Consider the following 17,719-nt stretch of genomic DNA (forward strand, 5'->3'; position numbering starts at 1 on the left):
TCCGGTCAGGACAGCGCGCTGGAGAGCACCGCCTGCACCGGTGTGGTGTCCTTGTCGACGCGCCAGGTCGTGTCCTTGTCGCGCCAGTCGGCGCCGAGGGCGCTGACGGCGGGCATGACCTCCCTGGCGAACAGGGTGAGGTGGTCGCGTACCTCGTTGCTTGTCATGTCGCCGGCGTGGTTCATCAGGATGAGGTGTCCGGCGCCGGTCTGTTCGTAGAGGCGGTGGATCTGCGCGGTGACCTGGTCGGGGGTGCCGATGAGGAGGATGCCGGCGTCGATGAGGTCGTCGTAGCTCATGCGGCGTACGGCGCCGAGGCGTCCCTGGAGGGCGGCGACGGCGGCGGCTGGTGGGAAGTAGCCGGGTGGGCTGGCGGCGCCGAGGCGGAGTTTGCCGGGCTTGAGGTAGTACATGAGTTTGCGGCCGATCTCGCGGGCTTTCGCCTCGGTCGGGGCGACGTGGCACAGGGCCATGTAGGCGAACCGGTCCGGGCCGGGTTCGGGGAGGCCTGCGGCGACGGCGGTGCGGCGGTAGAGCCGGAACGAGGTGGCGGTGTCGTCGTAGGTGCCGAGCAGGTTGCACAGGGTGTAGCCGTGGCGGGCGGTCCATTCGACAAGTCGGGTGGAGGTGCCGCTGATCCAGATCGGTGGGTGTGGCTGTTGGTACGGGCGGGGCCACACGCTGACGTACCGGTAGTGGTAGTGGCGGCCCTCCCAGGAGAAGACGTCGCCGCTGGTCCACGCCTTTTTGATCAGGTCGTGGGCTTCGATGAACATGTCGAGGTTGTGTACGGGGTTCTGGTTGGAGGGGAACGTTTCGCCCTGGACGCCGCGGACGAAGCCGCAGTCGATGCGGCCGCCGCTTACCGAGTCGAGGTAGGCGATCTCCTCGGCGACGCGGATGGGGCTTTCGCGGTGTGGCAGTGGGGTGCCGAGGACCAGGACGCGGCCGCGGCGGGTGCGGTGCAGGACGGAGGCGGCGCTGAGGGTGGCGGAGACCTGCAGGGTGGATGCGGACTGGTGGTGCTCGTTGACCATGAGGTCGAAGCCGAGTTCGTCGGCGAGTTCGTACTCGTCGAGGTAGCGCTGGTAGAGCTCGTGGCCGAGGACGGGGTCGTAGTAGCGGTTGGGCATGAAGTATTTGAGGCCGCGGTTGGCCTCTTCGGCCTCGGGTGGAACGAACGGGTAGGGCATTTCGGTGAAGTGGTAGAGCTTCACGGGGTCGCTCCGATCAGGAAGGACCGGAGCAGCCGGTGGAATGCGTCGGGGCGCTCCAGGTACGGGTAGTGCCCGGCGTGTGGCAGCTCGACGAAGCGTGCCGAGGGCAGCAGGTCGGCGAGTGCGGCGCTGTGTCGTGGCGGTACGAGCCGGTCGTGGGTGCCGGCGATCACGAGTGTGGGCATGGTGGCCAGGTGTAGCCATCGGCGCAGGCGGGGGTCGTGCAGGAACGGTTTCCAGGCGTACCGGGACAGGGCGGCCCGGTCGGCGAAGGCCCGTTCGTACTCGCTGTCGGTGAGGCCGGTCGGGAAGCCGGGCATGCGCAGGTCGTGGCAGGCGGCGGGGTCGGCCCAGCCGAGGTCGACGATCTCGGTGGGGTCGAGCAGGAGGATGTCGGCGAAGTCGGGTTCGGTCGGCCCGGACAGTTTCACCCCGTACGGGCTGACGAGGGTGAGTGAGGTGAACAGGTGTGGTGCGCGTACGGCCATCTCCAGGGCGATCCAGCCGCCGAAGCCTGCGCCGGCCAGGTGCAGGGGGCCGTGTGGCGGGTCGGTGACGGGGTCGGACAGGTAGTGCTGGGCGAGGTCGGCGACGCTGTCCCACTCCTGTGCGGTGTCGTCAAGTGGTGTGCCGAAGCCGGGGTGTCGGGGTACGGCGACGTCGAGGTCGGTGGCGAGGGGTGTGAGGGCGCCGACCGGTCCGGGGAGGACGTCGGCGTCGTGCAGGAACAGCAGGGTGCTCATGGGGTGCCGCTCCCCCGGGTGAAGAAGGTTCGCAGGAGGGTGGCGAGGGCTTCGGGTTGGTCGAGGTTGGGTGCGTGTCGGGCGTCCATGCGGTGTACGTGGACCTGTGGGGTGAGGTTTTCGAGGTGGCGGCCCCAGTCGGGTTCGAGGAGGTCGTCGCGGGTGGCCTCGATGACCAGGATCGGGACGGGGGTGTCGCGGAGTGGGGCCGGCCAGTTGTCGGGGCCGGGTTTGGGCAGTGTGGGGTGGTGGAGGCGGGGGGCAAGGCACGCCTGGACGTGGCCGGGTTTGCGGGTGTTGGCGTAGCGGATCTGGACGGTGTCGTCGAAGCCGGCGTAGTTGTCGGTCATGAGGGCGACGAGGCGGCGTACGTCGTCTTCGGTGCCGTCGAAGCGGCCGAGTTCGGTGGTGCCCTTTGTGGAGCGCCAGGGGCCGCCGGTGCCGCAGATGCTCACCGCGGACAGGGCCGGCAGGGTGGGTGCTGGTGTGGCGAGCGCGCGTAGCAGGAGGGATCCGCCGAAGGACTGGCCGGCGAAGTGGGCGGCGTCGACGTCGAGGGCGGCGCAGAACGCGGCGAGGTGGTCGGTGCGGAAGGAGTACGGCGAGCGGTCCAGGTAGATGACCTTGTCGGTGTCGCCGTAGCCGAGCAGGTCGGGTGCGAGGACCCGGTAGTGCGTGGCGAGGAGGGGCATGACGCTGGCCCAGCTGCCGATGGCGTCGCCGCCGAATGCGCCGTCGTGGACGAGGACGACGGTGCCCTCGGGTTGTCCGGGTGGTGTGGATTCCCAGTAGCGGGTGGTGAAGCCGCCGGCGTTGATGGTGTGGGTCCGGGGTTGGGTCATGGTTCTGCCTCGCGGTCAGGGGCGGTCGGTGTGGAAGGTGCCGTAGCGGCCGTTGAGGTAGAGCAGGGGTTGGGCGTCGGTCTGGGAGCGGGCGTGCAGGACCTCGCCGCAGAGGATCCAGTGGTCTCCGCCCTTGTGGATGGCGGTGGTGCGGCATTCGAGGACGGCTGTGGTGCCGGTGGCGAGGGTGGGTACGGGTGTGCGGCCGGTGACCACGGCGGCGGCGAGGTCGTCGAGGTCCCGGCCGCGGGTGGCGAAGGCCCGTGCCCAGGCGGTGCGGTCGGCGGCGAGGTAGTTGACGCTGAACCGGCCGGCGTGTTCGGCGAGTGGTGCGAGGCCGGTCTTGGTGTCGACGGCGACCATCACCATCGGTGGTTCGCCGGACAGGGAGGTGGCGGAGGTGCAGGTGAGGCCGGTGACGCCTGCGGTTTTGTCGGGGACGAGCAGGATCGCCACGGGTGCGGGCACCTGGCGGTAGGCGGCGCGGAAGCGGGGGGTTTCGACGAGGCGGTCCGGGTGGGTGAGGTCAGGGTTCATGGCGCCGCTCCCCTGTCGGTGGGTTTGTCGTTCGGGTCAGCCACATGTGGTGCACGTCGGCGCGGGCGTTGAGGTGTGCGGCTGTGGGGCTGCCGCCGATCACCGTCGCCGAGGCGACCCAGTCGGCGCTGGCGCCGGTGCGGGCCAGGATGGTGCTCTGGGTGATGTCGGAGGCGCTCGGTTGGCCGGTGCGCGGGTCGATGAGGTGGTGACCGTCGGTGCCCCAGCGGCGTTTGCCGGTGCCGCTGGTGGCGACGCCGCCGTCGCGGACCAGCAGGACGTCGCCGTTGGGCAGGTTGACGGGCCAGCCGTCGCCGTTGGGGCCGGGGCCGCGGCAGGTGACGTCTCCCCCGATGCTGGCTGCGGAGTTGGGGCCGAGCCAGGTCACGACGTCGTCGGCCCATCTGCCCTTGGCCAGTGCGCCGACGTCGACGCCGTATCCGGGTGCCAGGCGGGCGGTGTTGTCGCGTAGTTCCAGCAACGCTGCCAGCGGTGGCACTGGTGTCGGTGTCGTGGGCGCGGCGGTGGGTGGGGTGCCGGTGGCCCAGGAGCGTACGTAGCCGGCGGCGAGTAGCCGGGGCAGCATCGCCGCGTTGACGAGGTTGGCGCTGGCGACGGCGACGGCCAGGGCGTGTCGGAGCATGGCGTGCAGGTCGGCGGAGATGGGGTGCCATCGGCCGGCGGCGGCGTTCAGTTGGGACAGTTCGCTGTCGGGGCGGAAGCGGGAGTAGCGCCGGTCCAGTGCCTGTAGCCGCCGCTGCACTTCGGTGAAGGGTGTGGCGGGTGGCCCGTGGCTGGCCAGGGTCACCTCGCAGGTGAACACCGGGCAGGTGAAGCGCTGCACGGGGAGCGGGTGGTGTGTGCCGGTCATACGGGTTCTCCCTCCACCACCAGTTTTAACATGCTAAACATGATGATGTTTCGGGAGCAAGAGTCTGTCCGGGTGGTTCCCGGCCGGCCCCTCGAATGAGGGGTCGGCCGGGGGAACGCGGTCGACGGCTAGCGGCCTGCCGCGTCGCGGTCCAGCACCTCCCGCGCGCTGCGGGCGACAGCGGCGTCGATCATCCGCCCGTCGGCGGTGACCGCCACCCCGGAGCCGGCGTCGGCCAGCCGGTCGACGACGTCGCGGGCCGCGTCGACCTCGGCCGCCGTCGGCGAGAACACCCGGTTGACGACGGGCACCTGCGCGGGATGGATCGCCGTGCGGCCACGGAATCCCTGACGCAGCAGCAGCCGGCTGGTGGCCTCGAGCCGTTCCGGGTCGCGCAGGGCCGTCTCGGTCGGGCCGACCGGCGCGGCAAGGCCGACCGCCGCGCAGGCCAGGACGATGCGCGCACGGTACGGCCACAGCTCCTCCCGGTCGGGGCCGGGTTGCAGGCGCAGCTCCGCCGCGAGGTCCGCCTCGCCCAGGCCGAGGCGCTGGACGCGGGGGGCGGCGGCCACGGCCTCGGCGTGCAGCACACCGCTTGCCGTCTCCAGCAGCGCGAACACCGCGATCTCCCCGGCGGGGAGGCCACTGTCGCGTTCGGCGTCGCTGAGCAGTTGGTGCACCTCGGCCAGCAGGTCGACGTCGGCCTTCGGCACGACCACGCCCGTCAGGTTCGGGCCGACCACCGCGGCGATGTCGGCGGCCGGCGTGTCCGCGTTGATGCGTACCCACCACTGCGGGGCGTTCGGCACCTCCGCGGCGCCGTCGGCGAGGGACACGCCGACGGCGCCGCGGGCGGTGGCCTTGTTCGACGGCGACACGGCGTCCTCGAGGTCGAGGATGCAGGCGTCGGCGCCCCGGGCCGCCGCACGCGCCACCTTGTCCGGCTGGTCCCCCGGCACGTACAGGTAACTGCGGGCGGTCGGCCGGGGTCGTCCGACGGCCGTCACGGGCGGGTGGGGCGGGCCAGGTACTGGCCGCGTGGCTGCCCGACCACGGCGCCGCCACGCAGGATCTGCTCGCCGCGCAGGAACGTGTCGGTGACGCGGGCGGTCAACTCCATGCCCTCGAACGGCGTGTACTCCTGCGTCGACAGCGACTCCTCGGCCCGTACCGTCCAGGTGTGGTTCGGGTCGACAAGGCAGAAGTCGGCGTCCAGGCCCTCGGCGATGGCGCCCTTGGTGGCCAGACCGAAGCGGCGGGCCGGCGCCCACGACGTCAGCTCGGCGACCCGGGAGTACGACAGGCCGCGCTTGGAGCCCTCGCTGACCAGGCCGGGCAGCAGGTACTCGGCGCCGCCGAAGCCGGACTTGGCGACGAAGATGTCGTCGGCCGGCTCGCCGAACTTGGTCTCGGCGCGGCAGCACGCGTGGTCGCTGACGACCCAGTCGAGGTGCCCGTCGAGCAGGTGGCCCCAGAGCGCCTCCACGTCCTCGCGGGGACGCAGCGGCGGGTTGACCTTGCCGCCGAGGCCGTACGCGGTGTCGATGTCGGCGAGCAGGTGGCCGATTGTCACCTCGCGGCGGAAGTCGACGTGCGGGAACGCCTTGGCCATGCGCAGTGCCGCGTCGACGGCCTTCTCTGACGTCAGGTGCAGCAGGTTGATGGTGGGCAGGCCGGTCTCGTGGGCGAGGTAGGAGGCGATGCTGATCGCGAGGCCCTCGGAGTGCGGCGGCCGGGACGCGCTGTAGGCGGCCAGGCCGGTGAGGTTGCCCTCCTCCTCGACCAGGCGGGTGTATGCCCGCATGATCTCGGCCGTCTCGCAGTGCAGCGACAGCGAGATCTCGTCGGCCAGCTCGGGGAACTGCTCGCGGGCGGCCTGCACGCCGCGCATGACGAACTCGAAGTGCGCGTAGTCGTAGCGGGCGTCCGGCGGGATCATGAGGAAGGAGCTCTGGTCGGTGGAGCGGCCGTGCAGGCCGTGGCCACCGTAGAACATGAACACCTTGAACGAGGTGACGCCGTGGTCGCGGATCAGCTCGGGGATCTCGTCGATGTGCTCGCTGGTCATGGGCGCGACGTGGAACGCGAAGTCGACGTAGGACTTCTGGTCGGTGGCGCTGCGCACCTCCGGGAAGAACTCGCGGTACGGTCCGCCGCGGTTGAGGTAGTACTGCCCGGTGCGGATGTAGTTGATGGCGGAGGTGACGCCGCCCTGCGCGCAGGCGCGGCTCTCCGTCGCGGTGTCCTCGGCCAGCGGGTGGTAGATGCCCCAGTGCTGGTGGGCGTCGACGACGCCGGGGAAGGCGAGCTTGCCGCCACCGTCGACGACTGTCTTCGCGCCGGTCGGGTCAATCGACGGCGCGAGGTGGGCCACGCGGCCGTCGCGGACGCCGATGTCCAGCGCCGCGGGCTCGGCCTGGTCGTGCCGCACCACTCTGACGTTCTTCACTACGAGATCGAAAGGTTCCACGGTGTGCTCCTGGGATTGAGTCGGTGGCGGCGTCACGCGGCCTGTAGTCGGGTCAGGGGGCGCAGCAGGTCACCGACGTCGGTGACATCGGCGAGGCCGAGCACCGCGGCGACCACCTGGTCGGCGGTGTCCGGGTCGACGCGCCCGGCGACGTTGTCCCGGAACTTCAACGCCAGTTCCGCGTCGGACAGTGGCCGCTGCGGCCCACCGCGGTTGGTCAGCACCTCCTCGCGCCACGTCCGGCCGTCGTCGGTGCGTACCTCCACGACGGCCGGGAACTGGTGCGGGAAGATCGCGTTGCACTCGTCGTCGGGGACCACGTCCACGCGGGCCATCAGCGCCCGGCGTTGCGGGTCACGGGCCAACTCGTCGGTGAAGTCGCCCAGCCCGAGGCCCAGTCCGCCGCCGCCGAGCAGGCCGGCGACGACCGCATAGGGGCCGCTGAACTGCGCCTGGTAGCCGGTGTCCGGGGCGCGTTTGGTGGCGATCGGCTCCCCGATGGTGCGGATCACCGCGGCGGGTACCCGCAGTTCGATGTGCGTGATCCGGTCCACGGGCACGCCCCGGGCGCGCAGGGCCAGGCCGGCGTCGATGGCGGCGTGGGTGAAGTGGTTGGCGGGGTACGGCTTGAAGAAGATGTCCGGCACCGCCCACCGCTCGCCGAGCCCGTCAGTGATCTGGTTGTGGTCGGCCTCGCCGCGCAGGAAGGCGGTGAAGAAGCCGAACCGGCCCTCCAGCACCGTGGGTGGCCCGGTGAAGCCGCGCCGGACCAGGTCGGCGGCGGTGACGGCGCTGTGCGCGGCCCAACCGCAGTGCAGCCGCTTGACAGTGCCGCCGGTCCGGTTGGCCTCGATGACCCCGGAGGCCATGGAGGCGGTCACCCCGAGCACGTCCAACAGACCGTCCTCGTCGAGGCCCAGCAGCATGCCGGCGGCCACGGCGCCGCCCATCGCGCCGCAGATGCTCGTGGCGTGCTGGCCGTGTTCGAAGAACACCGAGTTGTTCAGCACCGGGTCGAAGCCGGCCATCCCTAGCCGTACCGTCGTCTCGATGCCGACCGCTACCGCGTTGGTGAGCGCGACGCCGTCCGCGCCGGCGGCCTGGGCGGCGGCCAGGGCCGCCGGGACCACTGCGGCGCTGGGGTGCAGCACCGAGGGCAGGTGGGTGTCGTCGTAGTCCAGGGAGTGCGCGAGGACGCCGTTGCCGAACGCGGCCTGCGCCGCGGGCACCGCGTCGGGCAGCCCGACGACGTGGGCCTGGGCGCGTCCGCCCTGGTCGGCGACGTAGTCCAGGGCGGCGCGGCTGGTGGGCAGCCGGTGCGCGGCCACGCACAGCCCGAGGATGTCGAGCACTCGTTGGCGCACGCTTGTGGCGAGCCGCTCGGGCAGGGGTTCGTCGCCGGTGCGGGCGGCGAAGGCGGCCAGTTGCCGGGCGAGGGTCTGCTCAGCCATTGGCGATCACCGCCAGGGGGCGGACCGGCGAGCCGGTGGCACCGAAGATGGCCAGCGGCGACAGGACGAAGAGGAACTCGTGGACGCCGTCGGCGGCCAACTCCTCCAGCGCCATCGTCTCGATGATGTAGATGCCGCGTTCGACGAGCAGCACGCGGTGGGCGGGCAGGACGCTGTGTCCGGCGCCCGGTCGCAGGCACTCGAAGGCGATCGTGTCCGCGCCGACGGCGTGGATGCCCTTGTCGGCGAGCCAGGTGGCGCCTGCCTCGCTGACGCCGGGTACGCCTGTGGTGAGCCCGATGTAGCGGGTGCGGTCCTCGTGGTCGAACAGCCGGCCCCAGCCGCTGCGGATCAGCGCCACGTCGCCCGGCCGGAGCGGGGTGCCCTGCCGGTCGACGGCGGCCGCCAGGTCGGCCGGTGTGATCTCGTAGCCGGGGGCGCAGCCTTCGGGCAGGTCCAGGGCGGCCGGGATGTCCAGCAGCACGCCTCGGCGGACCATCGGGGCGATGGTGTGTGCGCCCAGTTCGGGGTACCTGCCGCCGCGTCCGGCTTCGGTGGCGTCGGAGCCGTCGAACAGCCGCCCGTCCTGGGAGACGTGGGAGAAGGCGTCGATGTGGGTGCCGACGTGGGTGCCCATGGTGATGATGTCGTTGGCGGCGGAGCCGCCGTCGGAGCGCACTGCGTCACCGTGCCGGCGGGGCAGGGCATGCCAGAACGGCGGATGGTTCGGCGACTGCGGCATGCCGATGCTCAGGCGACGACCCAGGTCGTACGTCCGGACTCCGGCGTCGACGGCGGCCAGGAGCGCGGCCGTGCCGGTGTCGGTGCTGATGTTCGTTGTGGTCACGACAATCCTTACCTTCGGTGGTGACGGCCGTCAGGCCACGATCTCCCGCGAGCGCAGCTCCGCGACGGTGTCCGGGGTGCAGCCGAGTTCGTTGACGAGGAGGTCGTCGGTGTCGGCGCCGAGAGGGCGACCGGTGAAGCGGATGCGGCCTGGCGTGTCGGACATACGCCACAGCACGTTGTGCATGAGGACCTCGCCGAGGTCGGGGTCGGGCACCTTGACGACCATCTCGGCGGCTTGGACGTGTTCGTCGGCGACGATGTCGCGGGCGGTGTAGACGGCCGCGACGGCGGCGCCGGCCTCTTCGAAGGCGCGCATGACCTCGTCGCGGGTGCGCTCGGCGATCCACCCGCCGACGTACTCGTCGAGCAGGTCGGCGTGCGCGGCCCGCTGCCGCCCGGAGGCGAACCACGGCTCGTCGATGACCTCGGGGTGACCGACGAGGCGCAGGACCCGCTCGGCGATGGACTGGGCGCTCGTGGACACGGCCACCCAGTCGCCGTCGCGGGTGCGGTAGGTGTTGCGGGGTGAGTTGTTCGTGGACCTGTTGCCGTGCCGGTGCTCGACCACGCCGAGCTGGTCGTAGACGGTGGGGCCGGGGCCGACCGCCATCATGATCGGCTCCAGCAGGCTCATGTCGACGACCTGGCCCTTGCCGCCGTTGCGGTCGCGGGCGAACAGCGCTGTCATCGTGGCCGACGACGCGGCGATGCCGCAGATGCTGTCGGCCAGGCCGAACGCCGGCAGCGTCGGTGGGCCGTTTTCGTCGCCGGTGAGGTGGGCGAAGCCGCTCATCGCCTCGGCGAGCGTGCCGAAGCCGGGTCGGCTGGCGTACGGGCCCTTCTGGCCGAAGCCGGAGATGCGCACGATGACCAGGCCGGGGTTGACCTCGTGGAGCTTCTCGGGGCCGATCCCCCACCGTTCCAGGGTGCCGGGGCGGAAGTTCTCCACGAGCACGTCGGCGGTGGCGGCCAGGCGCAGCAGCAGGTCGGCGCCCTCGGTCGTGGACAGCTTGAGGCCGAGTGTGCGCTTGTTGCGGGAGATCTCCTTCCACCACAGCGGTACGCCGTCCTTGGCGTGGCCGTGTCCGCGCATGCTGTCACCGGCGACGGGGTGTTCGACCTTGATGACGTCGGCTCCGAAGTCGCCGAGGATCTGGCAGCACAGTGGGCCGGCCAGGATCGTCGAGGCGTCGATGACACGGAGTCCGGTAAGCGGTCCGTCGTGCACTGGGCCTCCCCAACTCAGATCGTTCGCTTCAAGCGAACGGTGTTTCGCTCAGCAGAATAGGTTGTGATGAGGTGCGGGGTCAACGTCCACGTCGGATCAACCGACCCCGCAGGACCACCGCGGCGGCCACCGCGGACGCCGCCGCGACGAACGCGCCGGTAGACGCCGAGAACGTGTCCCCCAGCCAGCCGTGCAGCATCGCCGCACCCGGCCGGATACCGAGGAAGCACATCGACCACAGCGCCATCACCCGGCCGCGTACCGCGTCGGACAGTCCCTCCTGCATGGTGGCGTTGACGTCGCTCACGGCCAGCAGGTAGCCGGCCCCGCCCACCGCGATGCCCACGGTGGCCAGCACCGGGCCGGGACTGACCGCCAGCACCACCATCCCGACGCCCAACGCGGCCACGCCGACCGCGCCGGTCCGGCCGCTGCCCACCGTGCGCCGCAGCCGGCCCACCCAGATGGCGATAAGCGCCGAGCCGACACCGAAGAAGGTGATGAAGACGCCCACGAGCAGCTCGCCGCCGCCGAAGCTCTCCGCGAACAGCGGCGACAACGTGTTGATCGGCTCCATCGCCAACCCGATCAGGGCCACGGCGACCAGGCACCGCACCAACTCGGGTCGGTGCCGCACATAGGCGACCCCGTCGAAGACCCCGAACCGGCCGCGTCCCCGGGCGCTGTCGGAGCGGGGCAGCCGCACCCGCGTCAGCGCCAGCGCGAACACCAGGAAGCTGGCGGCGTTGACGGCGAACGCCGTACCGGCGCCGGCCAGCGCGTACGTGGCCGCGCCGGCCACCGGGCCGATCGCCCGCGACAGGTTGAACGTCAGCGAGTGCAGGGCGATCGCCTGGGGCACGTCGGCCCGTCCGACGATGTTGGGCACCAACGCCTGCGCGGCCGGGCCGGTGACCGCCTGACCCACCCCGGACAACCCGATGAACGTCAGCAGCAGCACCGGGTTCAACGCGTCCAGGAACGCCAGTAGCGCGAGCACCGCGGCGGCGGAACCACCAAGCGTCTGCCCCACGATGATCAGCAGCCGCCGGTCCACGCGGTCGGCCAACGCCCCGATCACCGGGGCGAGGACCAACTGCATGGCGAACTGCAGGGCGGTCACCAGACCCACCATGAACGCCGAGCGGGTCAGCGCGTAGATGGTCAGGATCGCCGCGACGTTCTGGAACCACGTGCCGGTGTTCGACGCCAACGACCCGAAGAAGTACGGGCCGAAGCGGCGGTCCCGCAGCAACGCGAGACCGCCGCGGCCCCTCTCGTCGGCTGACCCGTCGGCCGGTGGCTCGGCCGGGCGGTCAGCCTGCCGCACCAGCGCCTCCCATTCCGTACCCCTGGGGGGTGCCGCTGGTCAGCGAGGTCCACACCGACTTCGGGCGCAGGTAGAGCCGGGCCGCCTCGGTGCCGTTCTCGCGGCCGTACCCGGACAGGCCGACACCGCCGAACGGCACCAGGTCGGACAGCACCCGGTAGGTGTTGATCCACACCGTGCCCGCCCGCACCTGCCCGGCGAACCGGTGCGCCCGGGCGATGTCGGCGGTCCAGACGCCCGCCGCCAGCCCGAACTCGGTGTCGTTGGCCAGCCGCAGGGCCTCGGCGTCGTCGCGGAACGACGACACCGCCAGCACCGGCCCGAAGACCTCCTCGCGCAGCAGGCGGGCATCGTCGTCCAACCTGTCGAACACCGTCGGCGGTACGTAGAAACCGCCGCGCAGCCGCTCGTCCTCGGGCAGGGCGGCCTGCGCGACAAGCCGTCCGGCGCCGGTGGACTCGGCGATGAACGCCACCGTCTTGTCCCGCTGCGCCGCGGTGATCTGCGGACCGAGGTCCGTCTGCGTGTCGAACGGGTCGCCCACCCGCAGCGCCCGCACCCGCTCGGCCACCCGGTCGAGGACCTCGTCGTAGATGGACTCGTGCAGGACCAGCCGCGAACCGGCGATGCACATCTGCCCGCAGGACGCGAACACGCCAAGCACGACGGCGTCGACCGCCCGATCCAGGTCGGCATCGGGGAAGAGGATCTGCGGCGACTTGCCACCCAGCTCCAACGCCACGGGGGTGAGGTTGGCCGCCGCCGAACGGGCGATGGCCTTTCCGGTGTCGTGGTGGCCGGTGAACACGATCAGGTCGACGTCCGGGTGCGACACCAGCGCCACGCCGGTCTCGCGACCACCGGGCAGCACCCGCACCAGACCCTCCGGCACGCCCGCCTCGGCCAGCAACTCACCGAGCCGCAGGGCGGTCAGCGGGGTCTCCTCGGCCGGCTTGAGCACGCACGCGTTGCCGAAGGCCAGCGCCGGAGCGATCTTCTTGGCCGCGAAGAAGAACGGCACGTTCCACGGGATGACGCCCGCGACGACGCCGTGCGGCTCGGGCACCGTGTAGGTGTGGTACTCCGGTCCGACCGGGATGGTCTCGCCACGGACCTGCTCGGCCCAGCCCGCGTAGTAGCGGAAGCTACCGGCCGCCCGGAGGACCTCCCGCCGGGTGTCGCTGAGGATCTTGCCGGTGTTGCGGGTCTCGGTCTCGGACAGCTCGTCGACCCGGGCCTCGATGAGATCCGCGACCGCGTGCAGGACCCGGGCGCGATCGCTGCCGGTACGACGGGCCCACGCCGGTTGGGCGGCGCGCGCCGCCCGGACAGCGGCGTCCACGTCGGCCGGCGAGGCGGGCGCGACGGTGCTCAGAACCTGGCCGTCGATAGGCGAAAAGACATCAGCCATCGGTGTTCCCTTCGTCGTGAGCCGAGCGCGCCCGGCGTCCCGGGTCCATCGACCCGGTGAGGTGCTCGGGCACCCAGACGTCCAGCACGGCCGGGACGCGGTCCCGCGCCACCGCCGTGCGGGCCCGGTCCAGGGCCGCGGTCAGATCGGCGGCCCGGACCACCCGCTCGCCATAGCAGCCCTGCGAGCGGGCGTGCGCCGCGAAGTCCGGCGACGGGGTGAGGTGCCCGCCGATCACAGTGGGTTCGGTGACGGCCAGGCCGTCCGGGTAGTGCGCAGCGAGCGTGGTCGTGCCGGTGCGGTACCCGCCGTTGTTGACGACCACGGTGACCACCGGGGCGTCGTGCTGCTGCTGCAACCACAGGCATGAGTCCGGCGAGCCGAACAGGTACGAGCCGTCGCCGGTCACCGCCACCGCGTGGGTGCCGCCGGCGGCCATGCTGGCGCCGGTCGCCGCCGCCACCGACCAGCCGAGGCTGGACCCACCCTTCTCGAAGAGGGTGCCCGGCTTCGTGCGGCGGACCGTCGTGGTGTCGAACACCTCCCAGGTCAGCAGGTCGTCGGGGTGCAGGTGCTGGTCCAGCGCCGCGGCGATCAGCGCCGGCGTGGGTGCGCCGGAGACCGCCGCCGACCCGCCGGCGGGCCGCCGCGGGACTGCCGGCCGTTGCCGCCGTCGGCGCACGGCGTCGGCGTCGCCCGGGCCGGCCGCGCCGACCTCGGCCAGGACCGCCGCGAGGAACGCCGCCGGGTCGGCCGTGGTACGGGCGTCGGCGCGCAGCTCGTACAGCGGGACGCGACCCTCGATCGGGTCGGGTCCGGCCCAGCCGATCCAGGCGTCGTCGTGTGGCCGTTCCACAGCGGGCATCCAGGGCACCGGGTGGTCCAGCACGATGACCACGTCGAACTCGTCAAGTGACGCGCTCGTGTGCCACGGGTTGTCGTCGGGCAGGTTCACCCGGTAGCGGGAGGCGCGCACCTCCACGCCGAGGGTGTCGGCCAGCTCGGCGAGCAACGCCACGGCCCGCGGGTCGACGCCGACCCGGTCGGTGACGATAACCGGCCGCCGGGCGGTCGTGAGGCGGCGGGCCACCTCGCTGACCACGCCGGGGTCGCCCGGGCCGAGGGTCGGAACGCCGAGCCTCTGGGCGCTGGGAACCGGGTCGCCGATCGCGACCGGGTACCGGCCCACCTCCTCGGGCATCGCCAGGTAGACGGGGCCCCGCCGGGGCGCGAGCGCGACCTGGAAGCCACGCGCCACGACCAGGGCGGCGTCGTCGAGGGCGGACAGCTTGTAGTCCCACTTGACGTACTGCCGCACGATCGAGCCCTGGTCCCAGCGCTGCTGCTTCCAGAACACCGGCGAGTTACGCGACTCCGTCCGGGTGGGCGGATAACCCGACATGATCATGATGGGGTGGTCGCCCCACATGGCGTTGTGGATGGCGCCGCCGTGGTGCAGCAGGCCGAGGTCGGCGTGGGCCGCGGTCATGGAGGGCTGGCCGGAGACCATCGTCTCGCCCATCGCCGCGGTGAGCGCGACGTGCTCGTGCGGGCAGGTGATGACCTCCGGGGTCGGCTCGCCCCGGTGCCGGGCCTGCGCGCTGGCCTCCTGGAACGAGGTCAGCTCGGAGCCGCTGTTGAACCACAGCCGCCGCACGCCGCTGGCCGCGGCCGCCGCCAGCACCGCCGAGGCGGCGCTGGCGGCGGCCGGGCCGCCTGTCACAGGTTCCTCGCGCGCTCGAGGTAGCTGCCGTTGATCAGTTTCTCGATCGGCGCGGCGGACTTGACCAGCTTGGCCTTGATGAGGCTCTCCTGACCCTTGAGCCAGACCTGCTCGTTCATCTGCAGGGCCTTGTCGGGACCGGCCGCCAGCCAGCTCTCCACCAGCAGCGGCAGCTCCGCGCGAGCCTGGGCCGGGTCGGTCTCCGGGTTGTACTTGCGCAGGTCGGCGATGACCTGGTCCCAGTTCTCTTCCTTGCTGGCGAACTCGATGGCCTTGAGCACGCCGGCGAGGAACTTCACAGGCATGTCGCTGCCCGACTCGACCATCTTGGAGCTGGTGTTGTACGAGTCCGACGGCATCGGCGCGAAGTCGTCGGTGCTGAAGAAGACGACCTCGCCGACGTCCTTCTGGATGGTGGCCCGGTCGGTGTTGACGCAGATCCAGGCGTCCACCTGGCCCTTGCGGGCCAGTTCGTACGCGGCGGTGCCGACACCGGTGACCGGACGCTTCACCGACTTGGGGTTGACCCCCGCGTTGATCAGCATGACGTCGAGCAGGTTCTCGGTGGCGCCACCGGTGGAGACGATGCCGCAGGTGCGGCCGGCCAGCTCGGCCGGATTGCGGATCGGCTTGTTCGGCAGGGACACCACCTCGAACTGCGACTTCTGCCGCACGCTGGCGATGCTGACGAACGGCGCCTGCTCGTTGGCCACCGCGATGATCGCGTTGATGCCGTTGGCCCGGGTCAGGTCGGCCGAACCGCCGAGCACCGCCTGGATGGCCGTGGCGGTGCCCTGCCCACCCTTGATCTCCAGGCTCAGGCCGAACTCGGAGAAGTAGCCGCGCTCCTTGGCGACCATCGTCTCCACGAAGCTCAGCGTCAGGCCGGAGGCGGTCATGTACGAGCCGGAGATGCTGCCGTCGGCGTTGACCTTGTTGTCGTCGCTGCCGCAGCCACTGAGCAGCAGGGTCATGCCGCCGGCGCTGGGCAGCAGGAGCCCTGCTGTGGCGCCGGCCCGGAGGAACGAGCGCCGCGAGACCGGCGCGCCGATGGAACGGTCAAATTTCATGTAAATCTCCTGGTGCCGAGGGGGGAATGGAGATGGTGCGACGGATAGAGGCAAGGAGGGCCCTGCCCGCGCCGCGTCGCGGCGCCGACCGTGGATCGGAGGTGGGGGTGTGGAGCGGGGCCCGTCAGGGGGTGCGGCGGGGCTGCACCGACTCGTGCCAGGGGATCAGCAGGCGGCGGGCACCGGTCACGATGCTGTAGAGGGTGAAGCCGAACAACGCCATGATCAGGATCGCGCCGAACAGTTTGTCGACCTGGAGGCCGTTCTGCAGGTTGACGGCGTACCGGCCGAGGCCCTTGTCACCGCCGAGATACTCACCGACGATCGCGCCGATTGTCGCCTGGACGACCGCCAGCTCCATGCCGGCCAGGATGAACGGCATCGTGTACGGCAGGTCGGCCCGCCAGAACCGCTCCCAGCGCGACGCCTTCAGGGTCGTCATCAGGTCGTGCATGGAGCTCGGCACGGAACGGACGCCGAACGAGGTGTTGATCAGCAGCGGGAAGAAGGCCAGCAGCGCCGCCATGACCACCTTCGACGACGGGCCGAAGCCCAGCCAGAGGATGAACAGTGGCACCAGCGCGACCTTCGGCACCACCTGGGTGGCGACGATGAACGGCCGGACGATCCGGTCGAACAGCGGCGACTTGCCGATCATCAGGCCGAGCCCGACACCCAGCACGATGGCCAGTGCCAGACCGATCATGACCTCGTAGAAGGTCGTCCAGATGTGCGTCTGCCACACGAACGGGTCGGTGATCTGCTCGAGGAATGACTTGAACACCGCCTCGGGCGGCGGCAGCACGAACCGGGACAGGTCCGTGACCTCGACGTACACCTTCCAGAGGACCAGGAACAACGCGATCAGCAGAGGGCTGGTGTAGAAGGACAACCAGCGGTTGTTGCGCAGCCGCTGCGACAGGGTCGGCGGCGGCGGGCGGAGCTGCTGTGCGGAAGACGTCGTCGGCGCCGGGTGGCGCTGATCTGTAGTGCTCACGTGCGACACCTCAAGTGCTGCTCAGGCCGAGACGGCGGGTCGAATGTCGTTGTCCTGCACCTCGCCGATCTGCCGACGCAGCTCGGTAGCGAGGGCGCGGAACTCGGCGGACTCGGTCATCGCGAGGGTGCGCGGCCGAGGCAGCGTCACCTCGGTGATGGAGTGGATGTGCCCGGGCTTGGTCCCCAGCATCACGATGCGGTCGGCCAGGAACACCGCCTCGGAGACGGAGTGCGTCACGAAGACGACCGTCTTGCGGTTCTCCAGCCAGATGCGCTGCAACTCCGCGTTCATCATGTCGCGGGTCTGCGCGTCCAGGGCGCCGAACGGCTCGTCCATGAGCAGCACCTGCGGGTCGTGTGCCAACGCCCGGGCGATGGACACCCGCTGCCGCATGCCGCCCGACAGCTGGTGCGGGAGCTTGTTCTCCGCGTCGGGGAGCCCGACGAGGGACAGCATCTCCCGGACCTTCGCCGTGCGCTCGCTCCGGCCGACGCCGGCCATCTCCAGCGGCAGGGCGACGTTGGCGCCCGTCGACCGCCACGGCATCAGGGTGGCCTCCTGGAAGACGAAGCCCAGCGGGCGGTCGGCGTTCTCCTGTTGCCCACCGTGGTCGAGCCGTACCCGCCCCACGGTCGGGCTCTCCAGCTGACCGATGATCCGCAGCAGGGTCGTCTTGCCGCACCCGGACGGGCCCAGCAGCACGACGAATTCGCCGTCGGCGATGTCGAGCGATACGTCGCTCAACGCGACCATCGACTGCCCACCGGCGCCGGCGAAGACCTTGCTGACGCCCTCCACTTTGATCGCACTCATGGCTACCCCTGTCACCGACCGGTCCGCGATTAACGCGAATTTGTTCGCTTGTGCAGTACGCCGTTCTGTTGGAGGGAACGTAAGCTATGTTCGGCGGCAAGGTCAATGGCCCACAGGGCCCGACTCCATACCACTAGTTCCTTACTAATCGCCCAACTCCGGAG

At 71.1% G+C, this 17,719-nt stretch carries 16 protein-coding genes; all 16 read right to left on the reverse strand.

Annotated features, from left to right (window positions below; translation table 11 throughout):
• Positions 1 to 5 precede the first annotated feature (5 nt).
• The 16 genes from ACFY2Q_RS26405 to ACFY2Q_RS26480 all read right to left on the reverse strand — a co-directional run bounded on the left by ACFY2Q_RS26405 (position 6) and on the right by ACFY2Q_RS26480 (position 17,555).
• Entirely contained in the window at positions 6 to 1,217 is a 1,212-nt protein-coding gene (locus ACFY2Q_RS26405) for an LLM class flavin-dependent oxidoreductase (RefSeq protein ID WP_387134683.1), read from the reverse strand.
• Complete coding sequence (locus ACFY2Q_RS26410) at positions 1,214 to 1,960, reverse strand: alpha/beta fold hydrolase (protein ID WP_387134685.1); 747 nt, start codon at positions 1,958 to 1,960, stop codon at positions 1,214 to 1,216. The genes ACFY2Q_RS26405 and ACFY2Q_RS26410 overlap by 4 nt, the downstream gene beginning before the upstream one ends.
• Entirely contained in the window at positions 1,957 to 2,802 is an 846-nt protein-coding gene (locus tag ACFY2Q_RS26415) for an alpha/beta fold hydrolase (RefSeq protein ID WP_387134687.1), read from the reverse strand. Before ACFY2Q_RS26415 ends, ACFY2Q_RS26410 begins: the two co-directional genes overlap by 4 nt.
• A 15-nt stretch (positions 2,803 to 2,817) precedes the next feature.
• On the reverse strand, positions 2,818 to 3,339 hold the full coding sequence (locus ACFY2Q_RS26420; RefSeq protein ID WP_387134690.1) for a flavin reductase family protein: 522 nt from the start codon (positions 3,337 to 3,339) through the stop codon (positions 2,818 to 2,820).
• A complete protein-coding gene (locus ACFY2Q_RS26425) occupies positions 3,329 to 4,210 on the reverse strand; it encodes an FAD:protein FMN transferase (protein ID WP_387134692.1) in 882 nt (293 codons plus the stop codon). The genes ACFY2Q_RS26420 and ACFY2Q_RS26425 overlap by 11 nt, the downstream gene beginning before the upstream one ends.
• Before the next feature lie 128 nt (positions 4,211 to 4,338).
• A complete protein-coding gene (locus ACFY2Q_RS26430) occupies positions 4,339 to 5,217 on the reverse strand; it encodes an HpcH/HpaI aldolase/citrate lyase family protein (protein ID WP_387134695.1) in 879 nt (292 codons plus the stop codon).
• A complete protein-coding gene (locus ACFY2Q_RS26435) occupies positions 5,214 to 6,659 on the reverse strand; it encodes a dihydroorotase family protein (RefSeq protein WP_387134697.1) in 1,446 nt (481 codons plus the stop codon). Before ACFY2Q_RS26435 ends, ACFY2Q_RS26430 begins: the two co-directional genes overlap by 4 nt.
• A gap of 53 nt (positions 6,660 to 6,712) precedes the next feature.
• A complete protein-coding gene (locus ACFY2Q_RS26440; RefSeq protein ID WP_387134700.1) occupies positions 6,713 to 8,131 on the reverse strand; it encodes an MmgE/PrpD family protein in 1,419 nt (472 codons plus the stop codon).
• Entirely contained in the window at positions 8,124 to 8,978 is an 855-nt protein-coding gene (locus ACFY2Q_RS26445) for a cyclase family protein (RefSeq protein ID WP_387134703.1), read from the reverse strand. The genes ACFY2Q_RS26440 and ACFY2Q_RS26445 overlap by 8 nt, the downstream gene beginning before the upstream one ends.
• A 30-nt stretch (positions 8,979 to 9,008) precedes the next feature.
• Positions 9,009 to 10,208 (reverse strand): CaiB/BaiF CoA transferase family protein, encoded by a 1,200-nt coding sequence (locus tag ACFY2Q_RS26450; RefSeq protein WP_387134706.1) that lies wholly within the window; start codon positions 10,206 to 10,208, stop codon positions 9,009 to 9,011.
• 79 nt (positions 10,209 to 10,287) lie between these two features.
• Complete coding sequence (locus tag ACFY2Q_RS26455; protein WP_387134708.1) at positions 10,288 to 11,538, reverse strand: MFS transporter; 1,251 nt, start codon at positions 11,536 to 11,538, stop codon at positions 10,288 to 10,290.
• Positions 11,525 to 12,949, reverse strand: coding sequence for an aldehyde dehydrogenase family protein (locus ACFY2Q_RS26460; RefSeq protein ID WP_387134710.1), 1,425 nt, complete (start codon positions 12,947 to 12,949; stop codon positions 11,525 to 11,527). The genes ACFY2Q_RS26455 and ACFY2Q_RS26460 overlap by 14 nt, the downstream gene beginning before the upstream one ends.
• Positions 12,942 to 14,672 (reverse strand): thiamine pyrophosphate-dependent enzyme, encoded by a 1,731-nt coding sequence (locus ACFY2Q_RS26465; RefSeq protein WP_387134713.1) that lies wholly within the window; start codon positions 14,670 to 14,672, stop codon positions 12,942 to 12,944. Before ACFY2Q_RS26465 ends, ACFY2Q_RS26460 begins: the two co-directional genes overlap by 8 nt.
• Entirely contained in the window at positions 14,669 to 15,742 is a 1,074-nt protein-coding gene (locus ACFY2Q_RS26470) for an ABC transporter substrate-binding protein (protein WP_387134716.1), read from the reverse strand. Before ACFY2Q_RS26470 ends, ACFY2Q_RS26465 begins: the two co-directional genes overlap by 4 nt.
• A 124-nt stretch (positions 15,743 to 15,866) precedes the next feature.
• Entirely contained in the window at positions 15,867 to 16,739 is an 873-nt protein-coding gene (locus tag ACFY2Q_RS26475) for an ABC transporter permease (protein ID WP_387134719.1), read from the reverse strand.
• 21 nt (positions 16,740 to 16,760) lie between these two features.
• Positions 16,761 to 17,555, reverse strand: coding sequence for an ABC transporter ATP-binding protein (locus ACFY2Q_RS26480; RefSeq protein ID WP_387134722.1), 795 nt, complete (start codon positions 17,553 to 17,555; stop codon positions 16,761 to 16,763).
• Positions 17,556 to 17,719 lie beyond the last annotated feature (164 nt).

It is taken from the genome of Micromonospora sp. NPDC000316 (genome assembly GCF_042898885.1).
Taxonomy (GTDB): domain Bacteria; phylum Actinomycetota; class Actinomycetes; order Mycobacteriales; family Micromonosporaceae; genus Micromonospora.